We start from the raw sequence: 20,220 nt of genomic DNA, 5'->3' as shown, positions 1-20,220 counted from the left end.
GCTTTTTATCGGATGTTGGCGCATGGGTGAAACGCGGGCAATCAGCCGGAAATGCAATCCTCTCCGGCTTTTTTCACATCACCTGGGCGAATCGGCACATTGGCCATGCTCTCGTAGAGCTTGATGCTGCTACCGCTGGAGCGCTCTTCAATCTCGAAGATCGCCGAAGGGTCAGCCGAATACTTCTGCGGCACAATCACCTGCACACCATCCTTGTGGGGCTCGATCTGTGGAGGCCGGCGAGTCGTCGACAACTTACGCACGACACAGGCCGCATATTCCTGTGGTTTCTTCCCGGAAATGACCGACAACGTCGGCGGGGTCTGCTTGATATCTGCAACCGAAGCACACCCACCTATTGCCAAGGCCAGAACCAACACACTCCACTTCATACAAAAACCTCCGATAAAGACCCTACGACAGCGGGGATGGTAATTTTCTCCCGCCAAAGTAGGATTTATCCCTGATAACTCGGTAAATAACTGTTTTAAATTGTCGAAGTCGTCGACGACGGCCCGATAATAAACGCGCTGGGGCTGATAAACTCTATCTTAACCTACGTATCATTCTGATTTTTCAGAAAAAGCCCTTCTGGAGACACCCTCATGAAATTCATCCACCAGCGTGAGCACCTCAACGAGGGAGACATTGTCGTCATCGAATGCTCGCAGACCTGTAATATCCGTCTGATGAGCGATGCGAATTTTCGCAGCTTCAAAAACGGTGGGCGTCACACCTACCACGGCGGCGCCTTCGACAAGTTCCCAGCCAAGATCACCGCACCCAGCACCGGTTTTTGGAACATTACCCTGGACGTGGTCACACGCCGCGCCATCAGTGTCACCCGCAAACCTGCGTTGTCCCACAAGATCCGCATCGTCCGTCGCACCAGCTCCAAGCTGAGCTGATCCGCATATTCGACAGGAAACCGCTGTGAACACCACGACCAAATACGTCATCAAATACAAACTCAACGGCGAACGTCGCTTCGAATTCGCGCAACTGCAGAGCAACAGCGTAGAAGAAGCCAAGCAAGCCCTGGCTAAAATTCACGACACCACCGATGAAATTACCGACATCAACGTGAGCAAGGCGCTGTAAGCCATGCCCGGCCCTACTGCCGATCTGTTTGCTGATGGCGCCCTGCAACAACCCGCAGGGCGCGAACAGATTGGCGCAGAGTCCTACGTGCTCAGAGGCCACGCCCTGCCCTGGATCGATCGCCTTCTGCCTGAACTTCGTCGCATCCTGGCCCAGTCACCCTTTCGTAAAATGACCACACCCGGTGGCTTTACCATGTCGGCGGCGCTGAGCAGTTGCGGCGAACTGGGCTGGACGACGGACACCAGTGGCTACCGTTATAGCCCGCTTGACCCACGCAGCCAGCAACCCTGGCCCGCCTTGCCCGAGGCGTTGCGCCAACTGGCCGTACAGGCGGCCGCCGAGGCCGGGTTCCCCGATTTTGCCCCCGATGCCTGCCTGATGAATCGGTATGTGCCGGGCGCCAAGATGTCGCTGCATCAGGACAAAAACGAGCGCCGCTACGACGCCCCGGTGGTGTCCGTGTCCCTGGGTTTGCCAGCAATCTTCCTGTTCGGTGGCCATGAGCGCAGCGACAAGACCCAGAAAATCTCGCTGTTCCATGGTGATGTGGTGGTCTGGGGTGGCGTCGACCGCCTGCGTTTTCACGGTGTGATGCCGATCAAGGAAGGCACGCATCCCATCATGGGGCCGCAACGCATCAACCTGACGTTTCGTACCGCAGGCTGATTTGACCGCAAGGTTCAGAGTGCCAGGAACGGTAAGCCCCGCTAACCTGCCCATGAACCGTCAAGAGTGCTGGCCATGAGCAACGAACAAGATCCCCGCTGGGCCGCCATCGTGGCCCGCGACCCCAAGGCCGACGCGCTGTTTGTCTACGGCGTGAAAACCACCGGCGTGTATTGCCGCCCCAGCAGTTCTTCGCGGCTACCGCGCCCGGAAAACATCGAGTTTTTCGACACCAGCGCGCAAGCCGAAGCGGCGGGTTATCGCCCCAGCAAAAGGGCCGCAGGGGACCAGACTCAAGTTGCCCAGCACCATGCCCGGCTGGTCGCCGACGCCTGCCGGCGGATCGAGCAAGCCGAGACACCACCCGACCTGGAAACACTGGCCCAACAAGCCGCGCTGAGCCCTTTCCATTTTCACCGTGTATTCAAGGCAGTGACCGGGCTCACACCCAAGGGTTACGCCAGCGCACACCGTTCGCGCAAAGTACGCAACAGCCTCAAAGGCCAGCACTCGGTGACGGACGCACTGTATGACGCAGGCTTCAATTCCAACAGCCGCTTTTATGAGTCTGCCGACCAACTGCTCGGCATGAAACCCAGCGATTACCGGGCTGGCGGCACCAACAGCGAAATCCTGTTTGCCGTGGGCCAGTGCTCACTGGGCGCGATTCTGGTGGCACAGAGTATTCGCGGCGTGTGCGCGATTCTGCTGGGAGACGACCCGGACAAACTGGTGCGCGACCTGCAGGACCAATTCCCCAAGGCCGAGCTGGTGGGGGCTGATCCACACTTTGAACAAGTGATCGCCCAGGTCGTCGGCTTTATCGAAGCACCCGCCCTGGGGCTGGACTTGCCCCTGGACCTGCGTGGTACGGCCTTTCAGGAGCGGGTATGGCAGGCGCTGCGCACCATTCCGGTGGGCAGCACTGCCAGTTACGCGCAAATTGCCCAGCAGATCGGCGCGCCCAAATCCTTTCGGGCCGTGGCCCAGGCCTGTGGCGCGAACAGCCTGGCGGTCGCCATTCCCTGCCATCGTGTGGTGCGCAGTAATGGCGACCTGTCGGGCTACCGCTGGGGCGTGGAACGCAAACGGCAGCTGCTGGAGCGGGAAAGCCCGTCCGAAGCCTAGCGAATGCCGATATGGATGAACGCCAGGTCAGGGCCCTGATAAGCCTCGAAGTCCGTGACAAACGCACGGGCTGGCACGTCAGGTTGCTCGAAATACGCCCAGATCTGCTGCCAGGCGGTGATAATCGCCTGGGGCATCGGCCCGCGTGCTTCAAATACCAGGTAATCCCCCGGCTGGATGACCAGGCTTTCAAATCCCGATGCGGGGGCGCCTGTCGCGACACCTGCGGTCACATCAAACAGACCGCTGGCATCGGACTCATAGCCGCTGTAAACCCCGTAGACCGGTGAGCCCGGTTGTTTGCCGGGGATCGCCTCGTACAACCCTTCACTGTAAAACCGCTGCCACATCGGGCCGATTCTTGCGCTCGCTGGCTGCGATTCATCGGCATTACGTGTGCGAACCTTCAGACCCGACACGGTGAATGCTGCCTTCAGTTGTTCCTTGGTGACGTGCAAAGCCTTCTCCTTTTAAAGCTTGAGTTTTCGTTTGCGGAATTCGGCGACCTTATGCCGGTTGCCGCACAACGCCATGCTGCACCAGCGGCGTTTGTGGGCCTTGGTCCGGTCATAAAACCACAGGATGCATTCCGGGTGTTCACAGCGGCGAATCAGGGTGAAATCGCCCGCCACCAATAAATTAGCCGCTGCCTCGGCAATCGGCGACAGAAATTGTTCGGCCGTCTGCTGTTTGCGCTGGCGTTCCAACTGCGGTGCCCCCGACGCCGGCCACACCAGTTGCGGATGGCTGACCGCCTTGCGCAGGAAACTGTTGAGGGCGGCCGGGTTACCGGGCTGGTCGTCCTTGCGCAGCTTTACCAACTCACGAATCACTTCACGCAGCTGCCGCGCCGCGTTCAGCAAGGTGCCGGCTTCAAACTCGGGAACACTGCCCTCCTCGACCCATTGCAAGCGCACCAGCCAACGCTCCACATCGGCATCGGTTTGCCAGAAATCCCACGGCACGCCGTCGATGTTGGCCAGGGTGTTGAGCATGTCCAGCACCGGGTCATCGGCCAGGACATAGGGCTCGTCAGGGACGGCTGGGGGGGCGGTGATGGCCATGGGGGGATCCTCTTGAATATAACGCGATAGTAACCGCTAACCAGCAGGATGGGTAGTTACAAACGACGAAAAGCTAACCCGAATAATCATGTTGACAGGTTACATAATTGAGCGCAGCTTTAAAAAACGGTAACCCGTAAACGCATCTTATCAAGTTACTAAAGGCGCCCTCATCATGTCTATCCAAGCCCCTGTGATTCGCTACCAGCACGTCGATGTCGATGGCGTGCGCATGTTCTACCGTGAGGCCGGCGACCCGGCGGCTCCGGTCATGTTGCTGCTGCACGGATTTCCCAGCTCGTCCCACATGTACCGCGACCTGATCCCCCTGCTCGCCAACCGCTACCGGGTGATCGCACCGGATTTGCCAGGTTTTGGCTTCACCGAGGTGCCTGCCGAGCGTGACTACCACTACAGCTTCGACAACCTGGCCGTGACCGTCGGGCATTTTGTCGATGCGCTTAAATTGAGCCGCTACGCCCTGTACGTCTTTGACTACGGTGCTCCGGTCGGGCTGCGATTGGCCGTGGCGCACCCGCAGCGGGTCAGTGCGCTGGTCTCGCAAAACGGCAACGCCTACCTCGAAGGCCTGGGGGATGCCTGGGCACCGATCCGCCAATACTGGGCCGAGCCGACCCAGGCCAATCGCGAAGTGATCCGCCATGCAGTGATCAGCCTGGAAGGCACGCGCTATCAGTACCTGCACGGTGTCAGCCAGCCCGAGCTGGTCGCGCCGGAATCGTACATGCTGGACGTGCTGTTGATGCAGCGCCCAGGCAACGATGAGATCCAGCTCGACCTGTTCCTCGACTATCGCAACAACCTCACGCTGTACCCGGCGTTCCAGGCGTTCTTCAAGGCCACCCAGGTGCCAACGCTGGTGATCTGGGGCCAGAACGACCCCTTCTTCATTCCACCGGGCGCCCACGCCTACGCGGGTGACAACGCCAACGCCGTGGTCGAGTTACTGGACACTGGCCACTTTGCCCTGGAAACCCATGCGGCCCACATTGCTCAGCGCATTCACGCCGTACTGGGGCAGGCCATCGACTGATGGCACGGCACGAAACACCGCCTTCGTCCAGTGAATAAAACAGACTGGCCGGGTGCCAGGGGCCCTGTTAAAACAGCGAAAAGTCTTACTCACGCTGGAGACGCACCCCATGAGCACCTGGCCAGACACGCGCATTCTTGACCTGCTGGGCATCGACCTGCCCATCATCCAGGCCCCCATGGCCGTGGGCACGACCACCGCCATGGTGATCGCTGCGAACAACGCCGGCGCACTGGGTTCACTGCCCGCCGCAGCCTTGAGCATCGAGCAGCTGCGCGAGGGGTTAACTACCATCCGCCAGGCCAGCACGCGGCCCATCAACGTGAATTTCTTCTGTCACCAGCCACCGGCGCCCGACGAGGCCCGTGACCGTCGCTGGAAGGCATTGCTGGAACCCTACTACCGCGAATTGGGCGCCGATTTTGATGCGCCAACCCCGGTGTCCAACCGCGCGCCATTCAACGAGGCTGCTTGCCAGGTAGTGGAAGAATTCCGCCCCGAGGTCGTCAGCTTTCACTTCGGCCTGCCGGAAAAAGCCTTGCTGGACCGGGTAAAAGCCACCGGCGCCAAGGTGCTATCGTCAGCGACCACGGTGGAAGAAGCGATCTGGCTGGAGCAACACGGCTGCGATGCAATCATCGCCATGGGCATTGAAGCAGGCGGCCATCGCGGCCTGTTCCTGAGTGACGACCTCAATACCCAGATCGGTTTGTTCGCCCTGTTACCGCAAATTGTCGACGCCGTCGCCGTACCGGTGATTGCCGCAGGCGGTATCGGTGACGCCCGCGGTATCGTCGCGGCCTTCGCCCTGGGCGCCTCGGCGGTGCAGATCGGCACCGCGTACCTGTTTACCCCGGAGGCCAATGTCACCGCGTCCCATCACTACGCGCTGCGCCATGCCCAGGCCAGCGAAACCGCGCTGACCAACCTGTTCACCGGCCGCCCGGCACGGGGCATCGTCAACCGGGTGATGCGTGAACTGGGCGCGATCAACCCGGCAGCGCCGGCCTTCCCCACATCCGGTGGCGCCCTGATGCCCCTCAAGGCCAAGGATGAAGCGGGTTTCAGCAACCTGTGGTCGGGCCAGGCGCTGCGCCTGGGCAAGGATATCTCCACGTATGACCTGACACGTCAACTGGCCGAGCAGGCGTTGGCCAAGCTCAAATAGTTCTGACACTTGGGGCAACTTTGCACTGTACCGGCAATGGCCAACCGCTATATATTCCCATACATAGCGGTTAAGCCTTCTACCTATAACAAGCCGTACAACCCCCAAGGAGCTGCTTCATGATGATTCGCGCCTCACGCCTGGCCCCCACGGCCCTGGCTACCCTGATTGCCGCCTTCGCGTTCGGTTCGGCCCAGGCCGATGAAGTACAGGTGGCCGTGGCCGCCAACTTCACCGCACCGATCCAGGCCATCGCCGCCGACTTCGAGAAAGACACCGGCCACAAGCTGGTCGCCGCCTACGGTGCCACCGGGCAGTTCTACACCCAGATCAAGAACGGCGCACCGTTCGAAGTGTTCCTGAGCGCCGACGACACCACCCCGCAGAAACTCGAGGCCGAAGGCGACAGCGTCAAGGGCTCGCGCTTCACCTACGCCGTCGGCACCTTGGCGCTGTGGTCGGCCAAGGAAGGCTACGTGGACGCCAAAGGCGACGTGCTGAAGAAGAACGAATTCAAACACCTCTCCATCGCCAACCCGAAAGCTGCGCCTTACGGCCTGGCCGCCACCCAAGTGCTGGCCAAAGAAGGCCTGACCGACAAGGTCAAGGACAAGATCGTCGAGGGCCAGAACATCACCCAGGCCTATCAGTTTGTCTCTACCGGCAATGCCGAGTTGGGCTTCGTGGCCTTGTCGCAGATCTACAAAGACGGCAAAGTCACCAGCGGCTCGGCCTGGATCGTGCCAGCTTCGATGCACGACCCGATCAAACAAGACGCGGTGATCCTCAACAAGGGCAAAGACAGCGCCGCTGCCAAGGCACTGGTTGAATACCTCAAAGGGCCAAAAGCTGCCGCGGTTATCAAATCCTACGGTTACGAGCTGTAAATGCCCCTGTCGAGTGCCGATTTTTCCGCTATCTGGCTGACCATCAAACTGGCGTCACTGACCACCGTGATCCTGCTGGTCATCGGCACTCCGATTGCCCTGTGGCTGTCGCGCACCCGCTCCTGGTGGCGCGGCCCCATCGGGGCGGTCGTCGCCTTGCCGTTGGTGCTGCCGCCCACGGTGATCGGCTTCTACCTGCTGTTGACCATGGGCCCCAACGGCTACTTCGGCCAGTTCACCCAATGGCTGGGCCTGGGCACCCTGACCTTCAGCTTCGCCGGGCTGGTGATTGGCTCGGTGATCTATTCCATGCCGTTTGTGGTGCAGCCGTTGCAAAACGCCTTTTCCGCCATCGGCACGCGCCCCCTGGAAGTGGCCGCGACCTTGCGCGCCAACCCGTGGGACACGTTTTTCACGGTGATCCTACCCCTGGCCCGGCCCGGCTTCATCACCGCATCGATTCTCGGCTTTGCCCACACCGTCGGTGAGTTTGGCGTGGTGTTGATGATCGGCGGCAACATTCCCGACAAAACCCGCGTGGTCTCGGTGCAGATCTACGACCATGTCGAGGCCATGGAATATGCCCAGGCCCACTGGCTCGCCGGCTCCATGGTGGTGTTCGCGTTCCTCGTGTTGCTGGCGTTGTACTCCAGCCGTAAAACCAAGATGGGCTGGAGCTGACCGCGATGATCGATGTACGCCTCAATTTGAACTACGCGGGCTTCGCGCTGGACGTGGACCTGCACCTGCCCGGCCGTGGCGTGACCGCGTTGTACGGTCACTCGGGCTCCGGCAAGACCACCTGCCTGCGCTGTATCGCCGGGCTGGAGCGTGCCGAAGACGGGTTTATCCAGATCAACGATGAGGTCTGGCAAGACAGCCGCAGCGGCCTGTTCGTGCCACCGCACAAGCGTGCCCTGGGTTATGTGTTTCAGGAAGCGAGCCTGTTTCCTCACTTGTCGGTGCGCGCCAACCTGGAGTTCGGCCTCAAGCGCATCAAACCCGAGCAACGCCGGGTGGACATGGCCCAGGCCACCGAATTGCTGGGGATCGGCCACCTGCTGGACCGTCACCCGCAGCACTTGTCCGGTGGTGAGCGCCAGCGCATCGGCATTGCCCGCGCCTTGCTCACCAGCCCGAAACTGCTGTTGATGGATGAACCACTGGCGGCGCTGGACAGCAAGCGCAAGGGCGAGATCCTGCCGTACCTTGAACGCCTGCACGATGAGCTGGACATCCCGGTGCTGTACGTCAGCCATGCCCAGGACGAAGTGGCGCGGCTGGCCGACCACATCGTGTTGCTGAGCGACGGCAAGGCCCTGGCCAGCGGGCCGATCGGCGAAACCCTGGCTCGGCTCGACCTGCCCATGGCCCTGGGCGACGACGCCGGTGTGGTGGTCAACGGCACCGTCAGCGCCTACGACGCGGACTATCAACTGCTCACCCTGCAACTGCCCGACAGTGCTTTGCAGATACGCGTGGCCCATGCGCCGTTGGCGTTGGGCAAGCAACTGCGGGTCAAGGTCCAGGCGCGGGATGTGAGCCTCAGCCTGCAGGCCGAAGAGCACAGCAGCATCCTCAACCGCTTGCCAGTGACGGTCACCCAGGACATCACCGCCGACAACAACGCCCATGTGCTGGTGCGCCTGGAGGCTGGTGGCACGCCGTTGCTGGCGCGCATCACCCGCTTCTCCCGCGACCAGTTGCAGCTGCACCCCGGCCAGGTGCTTTGGGCACAGATCAAGGCGGTGGCGGTACTGGCCTAGCAAAGCTTTTGGCACGACCGCACGCGCGTGCGGTCCATCAGACATACCGGTCTGATTCGTTGCCAAGGAAGTTGCACCATGCCCGACTCTGCATTGCTTGCCGACCTGCCCCGCGACCTGCATTACGTCGACGATAACCAGCCGGGTATCCGTCGCAAAACGTTGCGCGGCAAGTTCCAGTACTTCGATGCCAAAGGCACGCGTATTACTGACGCGAACGAAGTCCAGCGCCTCAATGCACTGGCGGTGCCGCCGGCCTATACCGATGTGTGGATCTGCGCCGACCCGCGCGGCCACTTGCAAGCCACCGGCCGTGATGCCCGTGGCCGCAAACAGTACCGCTACCATGCGCGCTGGCGCGAGGTACGCGACACAGACAAGTACTCGCGCTTGCAGGCGTTCGGAGAAGCCCTACCCAAGCTGCGCAAGCAATTGGAAGCACAGATTGCCGAGCCTGGTTTCACCCGTGAGAAAGTCCTGGCTACGGTGGTGATGCTGCTCGACGCCACGTTGATACGCGTCGGCAATACCCAATACGCCCGCGACAACAAATCCTACGGGCTGACCACCCTGCGCAACCGCCATGTGGACATCCAGGGCAGCGAGATCCTGTTCCAGTTTCGCGGCAAGAGCGGCGTTGAACATCAGGTCAGCGTCAAAGACCGCCGCTTGGCCACCGTGGTCAAACGCTGCCTGGAGCTGCCGGGGCAGAACCTCTTTCAATACCTGGATGAACAGGGCGAGCGCCATACCGTCAGTTCCCACGACGTCAACGCCTACCTTCATACGCTCACCGGCGCAGACTTTACCGCCAAGGACTACCGCACCTGGGCCGGTACGGCGCTCGCCCTGGCCGTGTTGCGTGAGCTGGAGTGGCAACCAGAATCGGATGCCAAGCGGCACGTGGTGGCCATGGTCAAGGCGGTTGCCAAGCAACTGGGGAATACGCCGGCGGTGTGCCGCAAGTGCTATATCCACCCGGCCGTGCTGGAGCATTTCAGTCTGGGCGAGCTGTCCAAACTGCCCAAGCCTCGGGTGCGCAAGGGCCTGAAAGCCGAGGAAGTCGCCTTGGCGATGTTTCTTGAGCAACTGGCCGCTGACTTGCCGAAGACGGCCCGGGTGCGCTAGCCTTTGCCTCCCTTCTGACTTACGGGACGACCGCAAACGTGAACAACTAAGCCTTCCAAAATGTATCTGCGACAAGCCGCACGGCGCGCTTGTTGGCCTGTTAGACATTTTTTTGGAGGTGCTGATGACTCACGTCAAACGGCTGCCCGCTCTCGTTTCCCTGCACCACGTGTGCTTCCAGTTCGCCAATGGCGAGACCTTGCTGGAAGACCTTGACCTGTCCATTGATCGCACACCCACCGGCATTGTTGGCCGTAATGGCCTGGGTAAAAGTATCCTGGCCCAGTTGCTCGCCCGCCAGCTGGCCCCTTCTTCTGGCACGGTAGAGGGGGCGGCGACGGTGGCTTACGTGGCCCAGACGCTGGCCGTTCAACCCGGCGAAAGCATCGCGGACATCACTGGGACCGCCACGACACTGGCGGCCCTTGAGCGCATGGCACAGGGTCAAGCGCAGGCTGTCGACCTGGAACTGATCGACGAGCGCTGGGATCTCGCCGAGCGCCTGCGCGCGACGCTGGATGCGGCAGGTTTGTCTCAGTTATGCGCGGATACGCCGGCTGAGCAGCTCAGCGGCGGCCAACTCGCCAGGGTCGCGGTGATCGGTGCGCTAATGGCCGCACCCGAACTGTTGATTCTCGATGAACCCACCAACCACCTCGACAGCACCGGCCGCGCCTGGTTGCTCCAGGTGCTGGAGGATTGGCGTGGTGGGCTGGTGGTGGTGAGCCATGACCGACAATTGCTGAACACGATGCAGCGCATCATCGAACTGTCGCCCCTCGGCGCCCGGGTGTTTGGCGGCAACTACGATGCCTATCGCCTGCAGCGCGATACCGAACAACACGCGGCTGTCGCGGCCCTCGAGCATGCCCGCCTGGAGCGCAGTCGCGAACGGCGGCGCCTGCAAAAAGACCACGACAGCCTGCAACGCAATGCCGCGCGTTCGCGCAAACACGCAGAAACCGCCAACGTCGACCGGTTTACCAAGGCTCGCTGGAAAGGTGCCGCCACGGAAATTGTCAGCACCGTGCGCAGTGCCCATCACGCCCAAAAAAACCAGCTCGATGCCCAGGTGCGCCAGGCCTATGAACGGGTGATCGATGAAACGCCTACGCTGTTGGCCCTGCCCGGCTCGGCACTGCCCAACGGCCGTAGCGTGCTGACCGTGGAAAATGCCCAATTACCCTGGCTCGATCCGCGGGCACCCGCGAGCTACGTCACGCTCAACCTGTCAGGGCCTGTGCGCGTGGCTATCCAGGGGCCGAACGGCTGCGGCAAATCCACCTTGCTCAAGCTGCTCGCAGGCCATTGGCAAGCCATCAGCGGCGAGTGTGCGGTGCACGTATCGAATGCGTATATCGATCAGCACCTGGCGCTACTGGACGATCAACGCAGTGTCCTTGAGCAGCTCAACCTGCTCGACACGCCGTTGGCTGAAGCTCAATTGCGCACGCGCCTGGCCTTGCTGCAACTGGATGCCACACGTGTGACCCAACCGTGTGGCCAATTGAGCGGCGGCGAGCGCCTGAAGGCCGCGATGGCCATTGCCTTATGGCGTGAGGTGCCTGCGCAGTTGTTGTTGCTCGATGAACCGACCAACCACCTGGACCTGGAATCGGTGCGGGCTTTTGAACAGGCGTTGCAGGGATTTTGCGGGGCAATGCTGGTGGTTTCCCACGATGAAGCGTTCATGCAGGCGATCAAGCCGACCCACGTGTTGGGGTGGCACGCCGAGGGCTGGCGCCTTGAACAAAGAGAATGAGGAAGAGGCCCGCCCGACGTTTCGGCCTCGACGTCCGTGTACTGGTAAAGAGCCATCACGTCGAGCGAGCGGGAGAATGATAGGCCAATGTCCGGCGGCTGTCCCGCCGGGTTTTTCCGAATATATCTAAGGCAAAGGATTACAGGCAGGTCGCGAGGGCCGCCAAGCGCCGTTGGGCGACCATGCTGGTCTCGGCTGCAAAGTAATTGACCGTGGAGCCGGCACCGGCGCTGCGCACGTCGACGAAGTAATCGCCACCGGTGGTGTAGACGGTAAAACCGCCCGCCTCGATCGGCTCCTTGAACCCGCCGGCGTCGACGCCGAATACGGTTTCATCCTGCCAACCGAACTGCACACATTGGGCAACCACCAGAGGAGCCTTGTCCGACGCCAGGGTCTTGTAGGGCGTGCCAGCGCGCGCGTCTTTCATCTTCGAGCCCGCGCAACCGGACAGTGCTGCCACCACCAACGCGCCAATCACCAGCTTGTGCATGCCATCGCTTCCTTGGAAAAAAAACGCGACTCTACCATTAAGCACCTGTGTGGGTTGCTTCGCTGACAGCTGGATGAATTTAGTTTCACTGTGAATGGACAAGGGCCCGCCTATAGTCGGCAGGCTCATTTTTAAGAAGTCTCCCTTCTGCCCGCTCTCCCGCGGGCTTTTTTTCGCCTGCGGTTCAGAGCCACCAGCGAAACAGGTAGAACAACGCCATGCTCAGCAGCACCGTGATCAGTACGCTACGCGTCCAGAACATCAACGCGACGGCACTGATGCCCGCCAGCAGGTAAGGATTGGCCGGGCTCAGATTTAGCTTATGGTCGGCCAGGAAAATGATCGGCCCGCAAATCGCCGTCAGCATGCCCGGCACGGCGAACCCGAGAAACTCTCGCGCGCCACGGTTGAGGCGCACCGGCAGGCGCGGTTCGATAAACAGGTAACGGTTGAAAAATACCACCAGGCCCATGGCCACGATCATGATGTAGATCATTGCTGCCCGACTCCCAGCCGCTTGCAGGCATACCCTGCGCTCATCCCCAATACCCCGGACACCACCACCGCCGATTCCCAATGCAGGTAACTCAGCCACACCGAGAACAGCAAGGACACCGCCACGCACACCACCGTCGGCACGTCACGCACCACCGGCGTGATCAAGGCAATGAACGTTGCAGCAATCGAGAACTCCAGCCCCAGTTGATCAAGCCCTGGGATGCTTTTGCCGAGCACAATGCCGGCCAGGGTGAAGAGGTTCCAGGCGATATAGAACGTCAGGCCCACGCCCAGCGCATACCAGCGGTTGAAGGTTTCGCGGTCATAGTGGTTGACCAGTGCAAAGAATTCATCGGTCAGCAAGAAGCCCAGGCTCATGCGCCAGCGCGTATTGAGTGCCGATAACGTGGGGCGCATGTGCATGCCGTAGAGCAAATGCTGGGAGGTGAGCAACAGTGTGGTCAGCACGATGGAAATCAGGCTGGCGCCACCCTTGACCATCCCGATCGCCACCAATTGTGCGGCGCCGGCAAACACGATGGCAGAGAGCCCTTGGGCTTCGAGCGGGCTGAATTGCGCATCGATCGCCATGGAGCCGGCCAGCAGCCCCCACGGTGCGCAGGCCAGGGATAACGGAATGACGGCGATGGCGCCGCGAGCGAAGGCGTTGAAAGGGACGGCAGTAGGCATGGAAACGGCTCATCGACAAACAGTCGACAAGCATGCCAGTGGAAAAAAGGCTTGTCTTGAACGATCGTGCTCAGGCGAGCTTGACCGACACCTGTTCCACCGAATCGCGGGCTTCGCGAAGTTCGTAGGCGTCCTGGTTAAGACGGTGAATGGTATTGAGCAGGCGCTGGCGCAGCACTTCATCGCCGAGTTTCTCAACGGCGCGCATCAGGTCAAACGCCGCAGTTTCGTTATTTTCCGCGACGGAATCGAGGGTCTTGCGCAGGTTGCGAGTGGCACGGGTCACGCGGTTACTTCCTTTATCACCAATGGTCGGGCACTTTAGGACAGTAGTGTTTCATTTTAATTTCAGGCACTTGTCGCTGAATTAAAAAGCCATGCCATAGGTCAATCCTTACGCGATTTCATCCTTCCCGGGGACATTCAATGCTCGTAGCCGTTGGCATCTTTCTACTCACCATCGTGTTGGTCATTTGGCAGCCCAAGGGGTTGGGCGTCGGCTGGAGCGCGACGATGGGCGCCATCCTGGCCTTGGCCTGTGGGGTGATCAGCCTGGCAGACATCCCGGTGGTGTGGCACATCATCTGGAATGCCACCGGTACGTTTGTCGCGCTGATCGTCATCAGCCTGTTGCTGGACGAAGCCGGCTTTTTTGCCTGGGCCGCCCTGCATGTGGCGCGCTGGGGGCGTGGGCGCGGTCGGCGGCTGTTTGCCTACATGGTGCTGCTGGGGGCGTTGGTGTCGGCGCTGTTTGCCAATGACGGAGCGGCGCTGATCCTCACGCCTATCGTGATGTCGATGCTGTTGGCGCTGCGTTTTTCGCCAGCGGCCACCCTGGCGTTCGTCATGGGCGCAGGGTTTATCGCCGACACGGCCAGCCTGCCGTTGGTGGTGTCGAACCTGGTGAATATTGTCTCGGCCGACTACTTCAAGATTGGCTTCAACGAATACGCCGCCGTGATGGTGCCGGTGAACGTCGTCAGCGTCGCCGCCACCCTGGCGGTGCTGCTGTGGTTCTTCCGCCGTGATATCCCCGCCACCTACGACCCGGCGGACCTGGACGATCCCGCCAATGCGATCCATGACCGCGCCACGTTTCGCGCCGGCTGGTGGGTGCTGGGCATCCTGCTGGTCGGCTGTTTTGCGTTGGAACCCTTAGGCATTCCCATCAGCGCCATTTCGGCCGCCTGTGCGGTGCTGCTGTTGGTGATCGCCGCCAAGGGCCACACGATTTCCACGCGCAAGGTCCTCAAGGAAGCGCCTTGGCAGATCGTGATCTTTTCCCTGGGCATGTACCTGGTGGTATATGGCCTGCGTAACGCCGGCCTGACCACTTACCTGGCCACCTGGCTCGACAGCTTCGTCGGTTACGGCGTGTGGGGTGCCGCGTTGGGCACCGGGGTGCTGACGGCGTTGCTGTCCTCGGTGATGAACAACCTGCCGACGGTATTGATCGGCGCGCTGTCCATCGAAGCCAGTCATGCGGTGGGCGTAGTCAAGGACGCCATGATCTACGCCAACGTCATCGGCAGCGACCTGGGCCCCAAGATCACGCCAATCGGCAGCCTGGCGACCCTGCTCTGGCTGCATATCCTGGCGCGCAAGGGCATCAACATTACCTGGGGCTACTACTTTAAAGTCGGGATAGTGCTGACGTTGCCCGTGTTGTTGATCACCCTTGCGGCGCTCGCGTTGCGCTTGAGTATTTAGTTATGCTCGGCGCTCATTCTGCTTCGGGCCGACACGATGAGCGCCATGCAACACGCCTGGCTGGGCAACTACGAAGTCACCAGCACCACCTGCACTGGCCTGTCCTTTGCGCGGCACAGCCACGATGAGTGCGTGATCGGCGTGAACCTGGTGGGCGAGGAAAAAGTCTGGCTGGACCGTCGCGAATTCCAGGCGGGCCCGGGCACTATCACCTTGTATAACCCAGGGCAGATTCAAGGCGGTGGCGCGGCCGAGGGTGCGCCCTGGCAATTTGTCAGCCTGTACGCGATGGCGGATCAGCTGGCGACAGACCTCGGCCTGGTGCACCTGGAGTTCGATCGCTCGCTGTGCTTTCAACCGCAACTGGCACAACGCCTCGCGGCAGCGGTGCAAGGCGCATTGAGTCCCGACCTTCTAGTCCGAGAACTGAACGAAGAAGCCTTGGTGCTGCTGTTGGGGGAAGTGGTTGCGGTCAGCGGTGTGCGTGTACCAGGCAGCACGGCGACCGGTAGGAACCTGATCAGCCGCGCCCAGGAGTTGCTCGCCGAGCAGTTGCATCAATCGCTGCCCCTGGACCACTTGGGCGATGAACTCGGGCTATCCAAATTCCATCTGCTGCGCGCCTTCCAGAAAGAAACCGGCTTGAGCCCACGGCAATGGGCCATGCAACTGCGCACCCGGCGCGCCAAAGGCCTGCTGCGCAACGGCGCCGCCGCGAGCGACGTGGCCCATGATTTGGGCTTTGCCGACCAGAGCCACCTCAACCGGCATTTTCGCGCGGCTTACGGCATTACGCCTGGGCGATATCAAACCGTGCTCAAGCGCTGATCCGTGCAATCTGGTCCAATACAGCCGCCCGCGCCCTCTTCACACTGCCCGCCATCTCTTGAAGGAAAGCAGGCATGTTGACGATCTTTTTCTACGCGTTGGTCTTTGGTTTTGTGTTTTGCCTCTCACCCGGCGCGGTGCTGGCAGAGACGCTGCGCCGTGGCTTGCTTCACGGTTTTACCCCGGCGCTGCTGGTACAGATTGGCTCGTTGGTGGGCGACGCGGTGTGGGCGGTGATCGGCCTGACCGGCATCGCCCTGCTGATCCAGCATGATGCGGTGCGCGTGCCACTGACCGTGGTGTGCGCGCTGTACCTGGCCTGGCTGGGGCTGCGCAGCCTGATCGACGCCTGGCACCTGCCCGCCGCCGACAGCGCGCCCGCCCGCTCAGGGCAGAATGCGTTGGCGGTGGGTGCCGCCATCTCCCTCGCCAACCCGAAGAACATTGTGTACTGGGGCGCCCTTGGCAGTGCGTTGACCGGCATTGTCGGCGCCACGCCCAGCCATGGGCAGACGCTGATGTTTTTTGCCGGCTTCATGCTGGCGTCGGTGCTGTCATGTTTTTTGATTGCCGGATTGGTGAATGTATTGCGCAACACGGCGTCGCCGCTGTGGCAACGCATTAGTTATGGCGCCTGCGGGTTGGTATTACTGTACTTGGCGATATTGGCCGCGCTGGGTATATAACGCTATCGGGCCTGCAACTTATCCGTGCCCTTTGTCTGAATGAACTCTGAACACGGGTTAATTTAGTTAATCATGCGTTGACATTTAGTAACCGTCTGAGTAGATTGCCCGTGCCCGCAACTGGGGCCTTTTTTAAACCTCACAAAAGAAGCCAATGGACACAGTATCTAGTCGCTGTCCGAGCACCGCCTCTGCGGGCTTCGGGCGCCAAACCCAGAATATGACAGGACTCGCCTTCCAGGTCCGGTAAGCTGCGCTAGAGCTCGATGCTCCACCGTAACTACCTCGCCGGTCGCTCGTCCGGTCCCGAGGTGTGTTATGACCTTTCAATTACTTGTTTTGCCTGATATTCGCACGCTAGCCGCTGCCCTGCGCGCCAAGCTGTGCCGCGAGCCCGTAGGCTTTTCCCCTACCCGCTCGACCTTTGCTGCACCCTCCCCCCAAGTGCGCCCGGCTCCCCCGCTGGCGCACTGGCGTGTCTGCCCTGCGAGCGGCCAACTGCTGCAGCACTGGGATCACGCCGACCCTCAAGACCCGCAGAGACCGATCGTTTCCAGACTGGTTCAAGCTAGCCTGATGCTCGATCTGTACATGAGCACTCGCGCGGCTTAAACCGGCTGGAAACAGCAACTTTCTTATCTATAACCTGGAGTTCTTTATGAACACATCCAGTAGTAGCCCGCTGCGCGAACAATAACTAACGCGCACTAAGCGGGCCCTGTAGAAGTTATCGAACATCTTATTTAAACCGATCGCGAAGTCCGCGGCTCGGCATGCTTTCGCTCGCCTGTATTCAGGTAAGTACCGGGTATGTTTTGTCGAGAATTGGCGACAGGAGTACAAACAATGAGCGCCGTAAAAAACACGCCTCTGCACAAGAAAAATGGCACCGACGACAGCGCCAAACTGTCGATGCGTGCTGCCCGCGAAGCCCAGAACGGCCTGTCGGCCACCCTCGCCAACGTGCGGGCCACCCAGGATGGCCTGACCGAGCTGGACGCCGCTGCGCGCCTGCAACGCGAAGGCTACAACGAGGTGGCCCATGACAAGCCGCCACACGCCATCGTCCAGTTCCTGCAGGCGCTGAACAACCCGTTCATCTATGTGTTGCTGACCCTGGGTGGCATCAGCTTTGTCACCGACTGCTGGCTGCCGATGCAGGAAGGCGAAGAGGCTGACCCTACCAAGGTCGTGATCATCATGACCATGGTCTTGCTCAGCAGCCTGCTGCGCTTCTGGCAGGAACACCGTTCGGCCAAATCCGCCGAAGCCCTCAAAGCCATGGTGCGCACCACGGCCACCGTGCTGCGCCGTGAACAAGTAGGCTCCGCACCGACCCTGCGGGAAGTGCCGATGCGCGACCTGGTGGCCGGTGACATCGTGCAGCTGTCGGCCGGCGACATGATCCCCGCCGACATCCGCCTGATCGAATCCCGCGACCTGTTTATCAGCCAGGCGGTGCTGACCGGTGAAGCCTTGCCGGTGGAGAAATACGACACCCTCGGTGATGTGACGCAGAAGTCCGCGTCGAACATGGCCGCCGACCAAGGCAACCTGCTCGACCTGCCAAACATCTGCTTCATGGGCACCAACGTGGTCAGCGGTCGCGCCAAAGCCGTGGTCGTGGCCACCGGGCCGCGCACTTACTTTGGCTCCCTGGCCAAGGCGATTGTGGGCTCGCGGGTGCAAACCGCCTTTGATCGCGGGGTGAACAGCGTCAGCTGGCTGCTGATCCGCTTCATGCTGGTGATGGTACCGATCGTGTTCCTGCTCAACGGTTTCTCCAAAGGCGACTGGGGCGATGCGTTCCTGTTTGCCCTGGCGGTTGCCGTCGGCCTCACGCCGGAAATGCTGCCAATGATCGTCAGCGCCAACCTGGCCAAGGGCGCTACGGCCATGGCCAAGCGCAAAGTGGTGGTCAAGCGCCTCAACGCGATCCAGAACTTCGGTTCCATGGATGTACTGTGCACCGACAAGACCGGCACCCTGACCCAGGACAAAATCATCCTGGAACACCACGTCAATGCCCATGGCCAGCGGGATGACAGCGTGCTGTCCCTGGCGTGGCTCAACAGCTATCACCAGAGCGGCATGAAAAACCTGATGGACCAGGCGGTGGTGCAGTTCTCGGAACAGAACCCCAAGTTTCAGGTGCCGTTCGCCTACAGCAAGGTCGATGAATTGCCATTCGACTTCGTGCGCCGTCGCCTGTCGATTGTGGTGAAGGATGCCGCCGGCGACCAATTGCTGGTGTGCAAGGGTGCCGTGGAGGAGATGCTGAGCATTTCCACGCATGTGATGGAAGCCGGTGAGGCTGTGCCGCTGGATGATCGCCGTCGTGACGAGCTGCTGGCCCTGGCCAACGACTACAACGAAGACGGTTTCCGCGTGCTGGTGGTGGCCACCCGTAATATCCCCAAATCCCTGGCCCGTCAGCAGTACACCACGGCCGACGAGCGCAACCTGGTAATCCAGGGGTTCCTGACCTTCCTGGACCCGCCAAAGGAAACCGCAGGCCCGGCGATTGCCGCACTGCAACAAATCGGCGTGGCCGTAAAAGTGTTGACCGGCGACAACGCCGTGGTCACCAGCAAGATCTGCCGGCAGGTCGGCCTCGAGCCAGGCCAGCCGCTGCTGGGCGTGGAAATCGAAGCGATGGACGACGCCACCCTGTTGCGTCGCGTGGAAGAACGCACGGTGTTCGCCAAGCTGACACCGCTGCAAAAATCCCGCGTGCTCAAGGCCCTGCAAGCCAACGGTCACACCGTCGGCTTCCTCGGTGATGGGATCAACGATGCGCCGGCGCTACGGGATGCCGACGTGGGGATTTCGGTGGACAGCGGCACGGACATCGCCAAGGAGTCGGCCGACATCATCCTGCTGGAAAAGAGCCTGATGGTGCTGGAAGAGGGTGTACTCAAGGGCCGCGAAACCTTCGGCAACATCATGAAGTACCTGAACATGACCGCCAGCTCCAACTTCGGCAACGTGTTTTCGGTGTTGGTGGCCAGTGCGTTCATTCCGTTTTTGCCGATGCTGTCGATCCACCTGCTGCTGCAAAACCTGATGTATGACATCTCCCAGCTGGCCCTGCCGTGGGACAAGATGGACAAGGAATACCTGGCCAAGCCACGCAAGTGGGACGCCAAGAACATCGGGCGTTTCATGATCTGGATCGGGCCGACCTCGTCGATCTTCGACATCACCACCTTTGCGCTGATGTGGTACGTGTTCTCCGCCAACAGCGTGGAAATGCAGACCCTGTTCCAGTCCGGCTGGTTCATCGAAGGGCTGCTCTCGCAAACCCTGGTAGTGCACATGCTGCGTACCCGCAAGATCCCGTTCTTCCAGAGCACGGCCGCCTGGCCAGTGTTGATGATGACGTGCATCGTGATCGCACTGGGGATCTACGTGCCGTTCTCGCCGCTGGGCACCCTGGTAGGCCTGCAGCCGCTGCCGCTGGCGTACTTCCCATGGTTGGTGGGCACCCTGCTCAGCTACTGCTGCGTGGCCCAACTGATGAAGACGATCTACATCCGCCGCTTCAAGCAGTGGTACTGAGTTCGCGCTGCGATCCCTTGTAGGAGC

At 60.9% G+C, this 20,220-nt stretch carries 23 protein-coding genes; 16 read left to right on the top strand and 7 right to left on the bottom strand.

Translation table 11 applies throughout. From position 1 onward, the window contains the following. Nucleotides 1-41: 41 nt before the first annotated feature. On the bottom strand, nucleotides 42-392 hold the full coding sequence (locus HX792_RS10540; protein WP_176996021.1) for a hypothetical protein: 351 nt from the start codon (nucleotides 390-392) through the stop codon (nucleotides 42-44). A 213-nt stretch (nucleotides 393-605) separates the two neighbouring features. Between HX792_RS10540 and HX792_RS10535 the strand changes: the two genes are divergently transcribed. From HX792_RS10535 to ada, 4 genes are all read left to right on the top strand, one after another. Beyond that, complete coding sequence (locus tag HX792_RS10535) at nucleotides 606-908, top strand: DUF1883 domain-containing protein (protein ID WP_003191319.1); 303 nt, start codon at nucleotides 606-608, stop codon at nucleotides 906-908. A 25-nt stretch (nucleotides 909-933) separates the two neighbouring features. After that, the gene (locus tag HX792_RS10530; RefSeq protein WP_176996020.1) at nucleotides 934-1,101 is read left to right on the top strand and encodes a hypothetical protein; all 168 of its coding nucleotides are present in this window, start codon (nucleotides 934-936) and stop codon (nucleotides 1,099-1,101) included. Nucleotides 1,102-1,104: 3 nt separating this feature from the next. Then, nucleotides 1,105-1,770, top strand: coding sequence for a DNA oxidative demethylase AlkB (gene alkB, locus HX792_RS10525; RefSeq protein WP_176996019.1), 666 nt, complete (start codon nucleotides 1,105-1,107; stop codon nucleotides 1,768-1,770). A 75-nt stretch (nucleotides 1,771-1,845) separates the two neighbouring features. Beyond that, nucleotides 1,846-2,898, top strand: a complete 1,053-nt coding sequence (ada, locus tag HX792_RS10520) for a bifunctional DNA-binding transcriptional regulator/O6-methylguanine-DNA methyltransferase Ada (protein ID WP_176996018.1) — start codon at nucleotides 1,846-1,848, stop codon at nucleotides 2,896-2,898. On the opposite strand, the gene HX792_RS10515 is transcribed toward ada, so the two are convergent. Continuing rightward, nucleotides 2,895-3,356, bottom strand: coding sequence for a GyrI-like domain-containing protein (locus HX792_RS10515; RefSeq protein ID WP_176996017.1), 462 nt, complete (start codon nucleotides 3,354-3,356; stop codon nucleotides 2,895-2,897). The two genes, ada and HX792_RS10515, sit on opposite strands and share 4 nt — an antisense overlap. A 12-nt stretch (nucleotides 3,357-3,368) precedes the next feature. Beyond that, entirely contained in the window at nucleotides 3,369-3,962 is a 594-nt protein-coding gene (locus HX792_RS10510) for an ABATE domain-containing protein (RefSeq protein WP_176996016.1), read from the bottom strand. A 175-nt stretch (nucleotides 3,963-4,137) separates the two neighbouring features. Between HX792_RS10510 and HX792_RS10505 the strand changes: the two genes are divergently transcribed. The 7 genes from HX792_RS10505 (at nucleotide 4,138) to HX792_RS10475 (ending at nucleotide 11,727) form a co-directional block, all read left to right on the top strand. Then, nucleotides 4,138-5,016 carry an alpha/beta fold hydrolase gene (locus tag HX792_RS10505; protein WP_176996015.1) on the top strand — a complete coding sequence of 293 codons (879 nt, stop codon included), beginning with the start codon at nucleotides 4,138-4,140 and terminating at the stop codon, nucleotides 5,014-5,016. Nucleotides 5,017-5,125: 109 nt separating this feature from the next. Then, nucleotides 5,126-6,184: a nitronate monooxygenase family protein gene (locus HX792_RS10500; RefSeq protein ID WP_176996014.1), complete on the top strand. Its 1,059-nt coding sequence runs from the start codon at nucleotides 5,126-5,128 to the stop codon at nucleotides 6,182-6,184. Between the two features lie 119 nt (nucleotides 6,185-6,303). Then, on the top strand, nucleotides 6,304-7,071 hold the full coding sequence (modA, locus tag HX792_RS10495) for a molybdate ABC transporter substrate-binding protein (protein ID WP_176996013.1): 768 nt from the start codon (nucleotides 6,304-6,306) through the stop codon (nucleotides 7,069-7,071). Beyond that, the gene (gene modB / locus HX792_RS10490) at nucleotides 7,072-7,752 is read left to right on the top strand and encodes a molybdate ABC transporter permease subunit (RefSeq protein WP_017734225.1); all 681 of its coding nucleotides are present in this window, start codon (nucleotides 7,072-7,074) and stop codon (nucleotides 7,750-7,752) included. 5 nt (nucleotides 7,753-7,757) lie between these two features. After that, on the top strand, nucleotides 7,758-8,837 hold the full coding sequence (gene modC, locus HX792_RS10485) for a molybdenum ABC transporter ATP-binding protein (protein ID WP_176996012.1): 1,080 nt from the start codon (nucleotides 7,758-7,760) through the stop codon (nucleotides 8,835-8,837). A 78-nt stretch (nucleotides 8,838-8,915) separates the two neighbouring features. Continuing rightward, nucleotides 8,916-9,965 carry a DNA topoisomerase IB gene (locus HX792_RS10480; protein ID WP_176996011.1) on the top strand — a complete coding sequence of 350 codons (1,050 nt, stop codon included), beginning with the start codon at nucleotides 8,916-8,918 and terminating at the stop codon, nucleotides 9,963-9,965. Nucleotides 9,966-10,089: 124 nt separating this feature from the next. Then, on the top strand, nucleotides 10,090-11,727 hold the full coding sequence (locus HX792_RS10475; protein WP_176996010.1) for an ABC-F family ATP-binding cassette domain-containing protein: 1,638 nt from the start codon (nucleotides 10,090-10,092) through the stop codon (nucleotides 11,725-11,727). Between the two features lie 139 nt (nucleotides 11,728-11,866). Here HX792_RS10475 and HX792_RS10470 read toward each other — a convergent pair whose 3' ends face one another. From HX792_RS10470 to HX792_RS10455, 4 genes are all read right to left on the bottom strand, one after another. Then, on the bottom strand, nucleotides 11,867-12,220 hold the full coding sequence (locus HX792_RS10470; protein ID WP_176996009.1) for a hypothetical protein: 354 nt from the start codon (nucleotides 12,218-12,220) through the stop codon (nucleotides 11,867-11,869). A gap of 184 nt (nucleotides 12,221-12,404) precedes the next feature. After that, on the bottom strand, nucleotides 12,405-12,716 hold the full coding sequence (locus tag HX792_RS10465) for an AzlD domain-containing protein (RefSeq protein ID WP_176996008.1): 312 nt from the start codon (nucleotides 12,714-12,716) through the stop codon (nucleotides 12,405-12,407). Next, on the bottom strand, nucleotides 12,713-13,408 hold the full coding sequence (locus HX792_RS10460) for an AzlC family ABC transporter permease (RefSeq protein ID WP_176996007.1): 696 nt from the start codon (nucleotides 13,406-13,408) through the stop codon (nucleotides 12,713-12,715). Before HX792_RS10460 ends, HX792_RS10465 begins: the two co-directional genes overlap by 4 nt. A gap of 70 nt (nucleotides 13,409-13,478) precedes the next feature. Continuing rightward, nucleotides 13,479-13,694, bottom strand: coding sequence for a hypothetical protein (locus tag HX792_RS10455; protein ID WP_003191339.1), 216 nt, complete (start codon nucleotides 13,692-13,694; stop codon nucleotides 13,479-13,481). Nucleotides 13,695-13,834: 140 nt separating this feature from the next. On the opposite strand from HX792_RS10455, the gene HX792_RS10450 reads away from it, so the two are divergent. From HX792_RS10450 to mgtA, 5 genes are all read left to right on the top strand, one after another. Continuing rightward, the gene (locus HX792_RS10450) at nucleotides 13,835-15,118 is read left to right on the top strand and encodes an arsenic transporter (RefSeq protein ID WP_176996006.1); all 1,284 of its coding nucleotides are present in this window, start codon (nucleotides 13,835-13,837) and stop codon (nucleotides 15,116-15,118) included. Between the two features lie 36 nt (nucleotides 15,119-15,154). Continuing rightward, nucleotides 15,155-15,946: an AraC family transcriptional regulator gene (locus tag HX792_RS10445; protein ID WP_176996005.1), complete on the top strand. Its 792-nt coding sequence runs from the start codon at nucleotides 15,155-15,157 to the stop codon at nucleotides 15,944-15,946. A gap of 74 nt (nucleotides 15,947-16,020) precedes the next feature. Next, nucleotides 16,021-16,632 (top strand): LysE family transporter, encoded by a 612-nt coding sequence (locus tag HX792_RS10440; protein WP_176996004.1) that lies wholly within the window; start codon nucleotides 16,021-16,023, stop codon nucleotides 16,630-16,632. Nucleotides 16,633-16,950: 318 nt separating this feature from the next. Further along, nucleotides 16,951-17,244, top strand: a complete 294-nt coding sequence (locus HX792_RS30365; RefSeq protein WP_256349828.1) for a hypothetical protein — start codon at nucleotides 16,951-16,953, stop codon at nucleotides 17,242-17,244. Between the two features lie 234 nt (nucleotides 17,245-17,478). Further along, the gene (gene mgtA, locus HX792_RS10435) at nucleotides 17,479-20,193 is read left to right on the top strand and encodes a magnesium-translocating P-type ATPase (RefSeq protein ID WP_176996003.1); all 2,715 of its coding nucleotides are present in this window, start codon (nucleotides 17,479-17,481) and stop codon (nucleotides 20,191-20,193) included. The last annotated feature ends 27 nt before the right edge of the window (nucleotides 20,194-20,220 follow it).

Origin of the sequence: Pseudomonas sp. B6002 (genome assembly GCF_013385985.1) — a bacterium.
Classification (GTDB): domain Bacteria; phylum Pseudomonadota; class Gammaproteobacteria; order Pseudomonadales; family Pseudomonadaceae; genus Aquipseudomonas.
This window is presented reverse-complemented; position numbering and strand designations above follow the sequence as displayed.

Excerpts from the sequence above, each read along its gene's own strand:
- HX792_RS10540 (WP_176996021.1), bottom strand. The coding sequence starts at position 392 with ATGAAGTGGAGTGTGTTGGTTCTGGCCTTGGCAATAGGTGGGTGTGCT.
- HX792_RS10535 (WP_003191319.1), top strand. The coding sequence starts at position 606 with ATGAAATTCATCCACCAGCGTGAGCACCTCAACGAGGGAGACATTGTC.
- alkB (WP_176996019.1), top strand. The coding sequence starts at position 1,105 with ATGCCCGGCCCTACTGCCGATCTGTTTGCTGATGGCGCCCTGCAACAA.
- ada (WP_176996018.1), top strand. The coding sequence starts at position 1,846 with ATGAGCAACGAACAAGATCCCCGCTGGGCCGCCATCGTGGCCCGCGAC.
- HX792_RS10510 (WP_176996016.1), bottom strand. The coding sequence starts at position 3,962 with ATGGCCATCACCGCCCCCCCAGCCGTCCCTGACGAGCCCTATGTCCTG.
- HX792_RS10505 (WP_176996015.1), top strand. The coding sequence starts at position 4,138 with ATGTCTATCCAAGCCCCTGTGATTCGCTACCAGCACGTCGATGTCGAT.
- HX792_RS10500 (WP_176996014.1), top strand. The coding sequence starts at position 5,126 with ATGAGCACCTGGCCAGACACGCGCATTCTTGACCTGCTGGGCATCGAC.
- modA (WP_176996013.1), top strand. The coding sequence starts at position 6,304 with ATGATGATTCGCGCCTCACGCCTGGCCCCCACGGCCCTGGCTACCCTG.
- modB (WP_017734225.1), top strand. The coding sequence starts at position 7,072 with ATGCCCCTGTCGAGTGCCGATTTTTCCGCTATCTGGCTGACCATCAAA.
- modC (WP_176996012.1), top strand. The coding sequence starts at position 7,758 with ATGATCGATGTACGCCTCAATTTGAACTACGCGGGCTTCGCGCTGGAC.
- HX792_RS10480 (WP_176996011.1), top strand. The coding sequence starts at position 8,916 with ATGCCCGACTCTGCATTGCTTGCCGACCTGCCCCGCGACCTGCATTAC.
- HX792_RS10475 (WP_176996010.1), top strand. The coding sequence starts at position 10,090 with ATGACTCACGTCAAACGGCTGCCCGCTCTCGTTTCCCTGCACCACGTG.
- HX792_RS10470 (WP_176996009.1), bottom strand. The coding sequence starts at position 12,220 with ATGCACAAGCTGGTGATTGGCGCGTTGGTGGTGGCAGCACTGTCCGGT.
- HX792_RS10465 (WP_176996008.1), bottom strand. The coding sequence starts at position 12,716 with ATGATCTACATCATGATCGTGGCCATGGGCCTGGTGGTATTTTTCAAC.
- HX792_RS10460 (WP_176996007.1), bottom strand. The coding sequence starts at position 13,408 with ATGCCTACTGCCGTCCCTTTCAACGCCTTCGCTCGCGGCGCCATCGCC.
- HX792_RS10450 (WP_176996006.1), top strand. The coding sequence starts at position 13,835 with ATGCTCGTAGCCGTTGGCATCTTTCTACTCACCATCGTGTTGGTCATT.
- HX792_RS10445 (WP_176996005.1), top strand. The coding sequence starts at position 15,155 with ATGAGCGCCATGCAACACGCCTGGCTGGGCAACTACGAAGTCACCAGC.
- HX792_RS10440 (WP_176996004.1), top strand. The coding sequence starts at position 16,021 with ATGTTGACGATCTTTTTCTACGCGTTGGTCTTTGGTTTTGTGTTTTGC.
- HX792_RS30365 (WP_256349828.1), top strand. The coding sequence starts at position 16,951 with ATGACCTTTCAATTACTTGTTTTGCCTGATATTCGCACGCTAGCCGCT.
- mgtA (WP_176996003.1), top strand. The coding sequence starts at position 17,479 with ATGAGCGCCGTAAAAAACACGCCTCTGCACAAGAAAAATGGCACCGAC.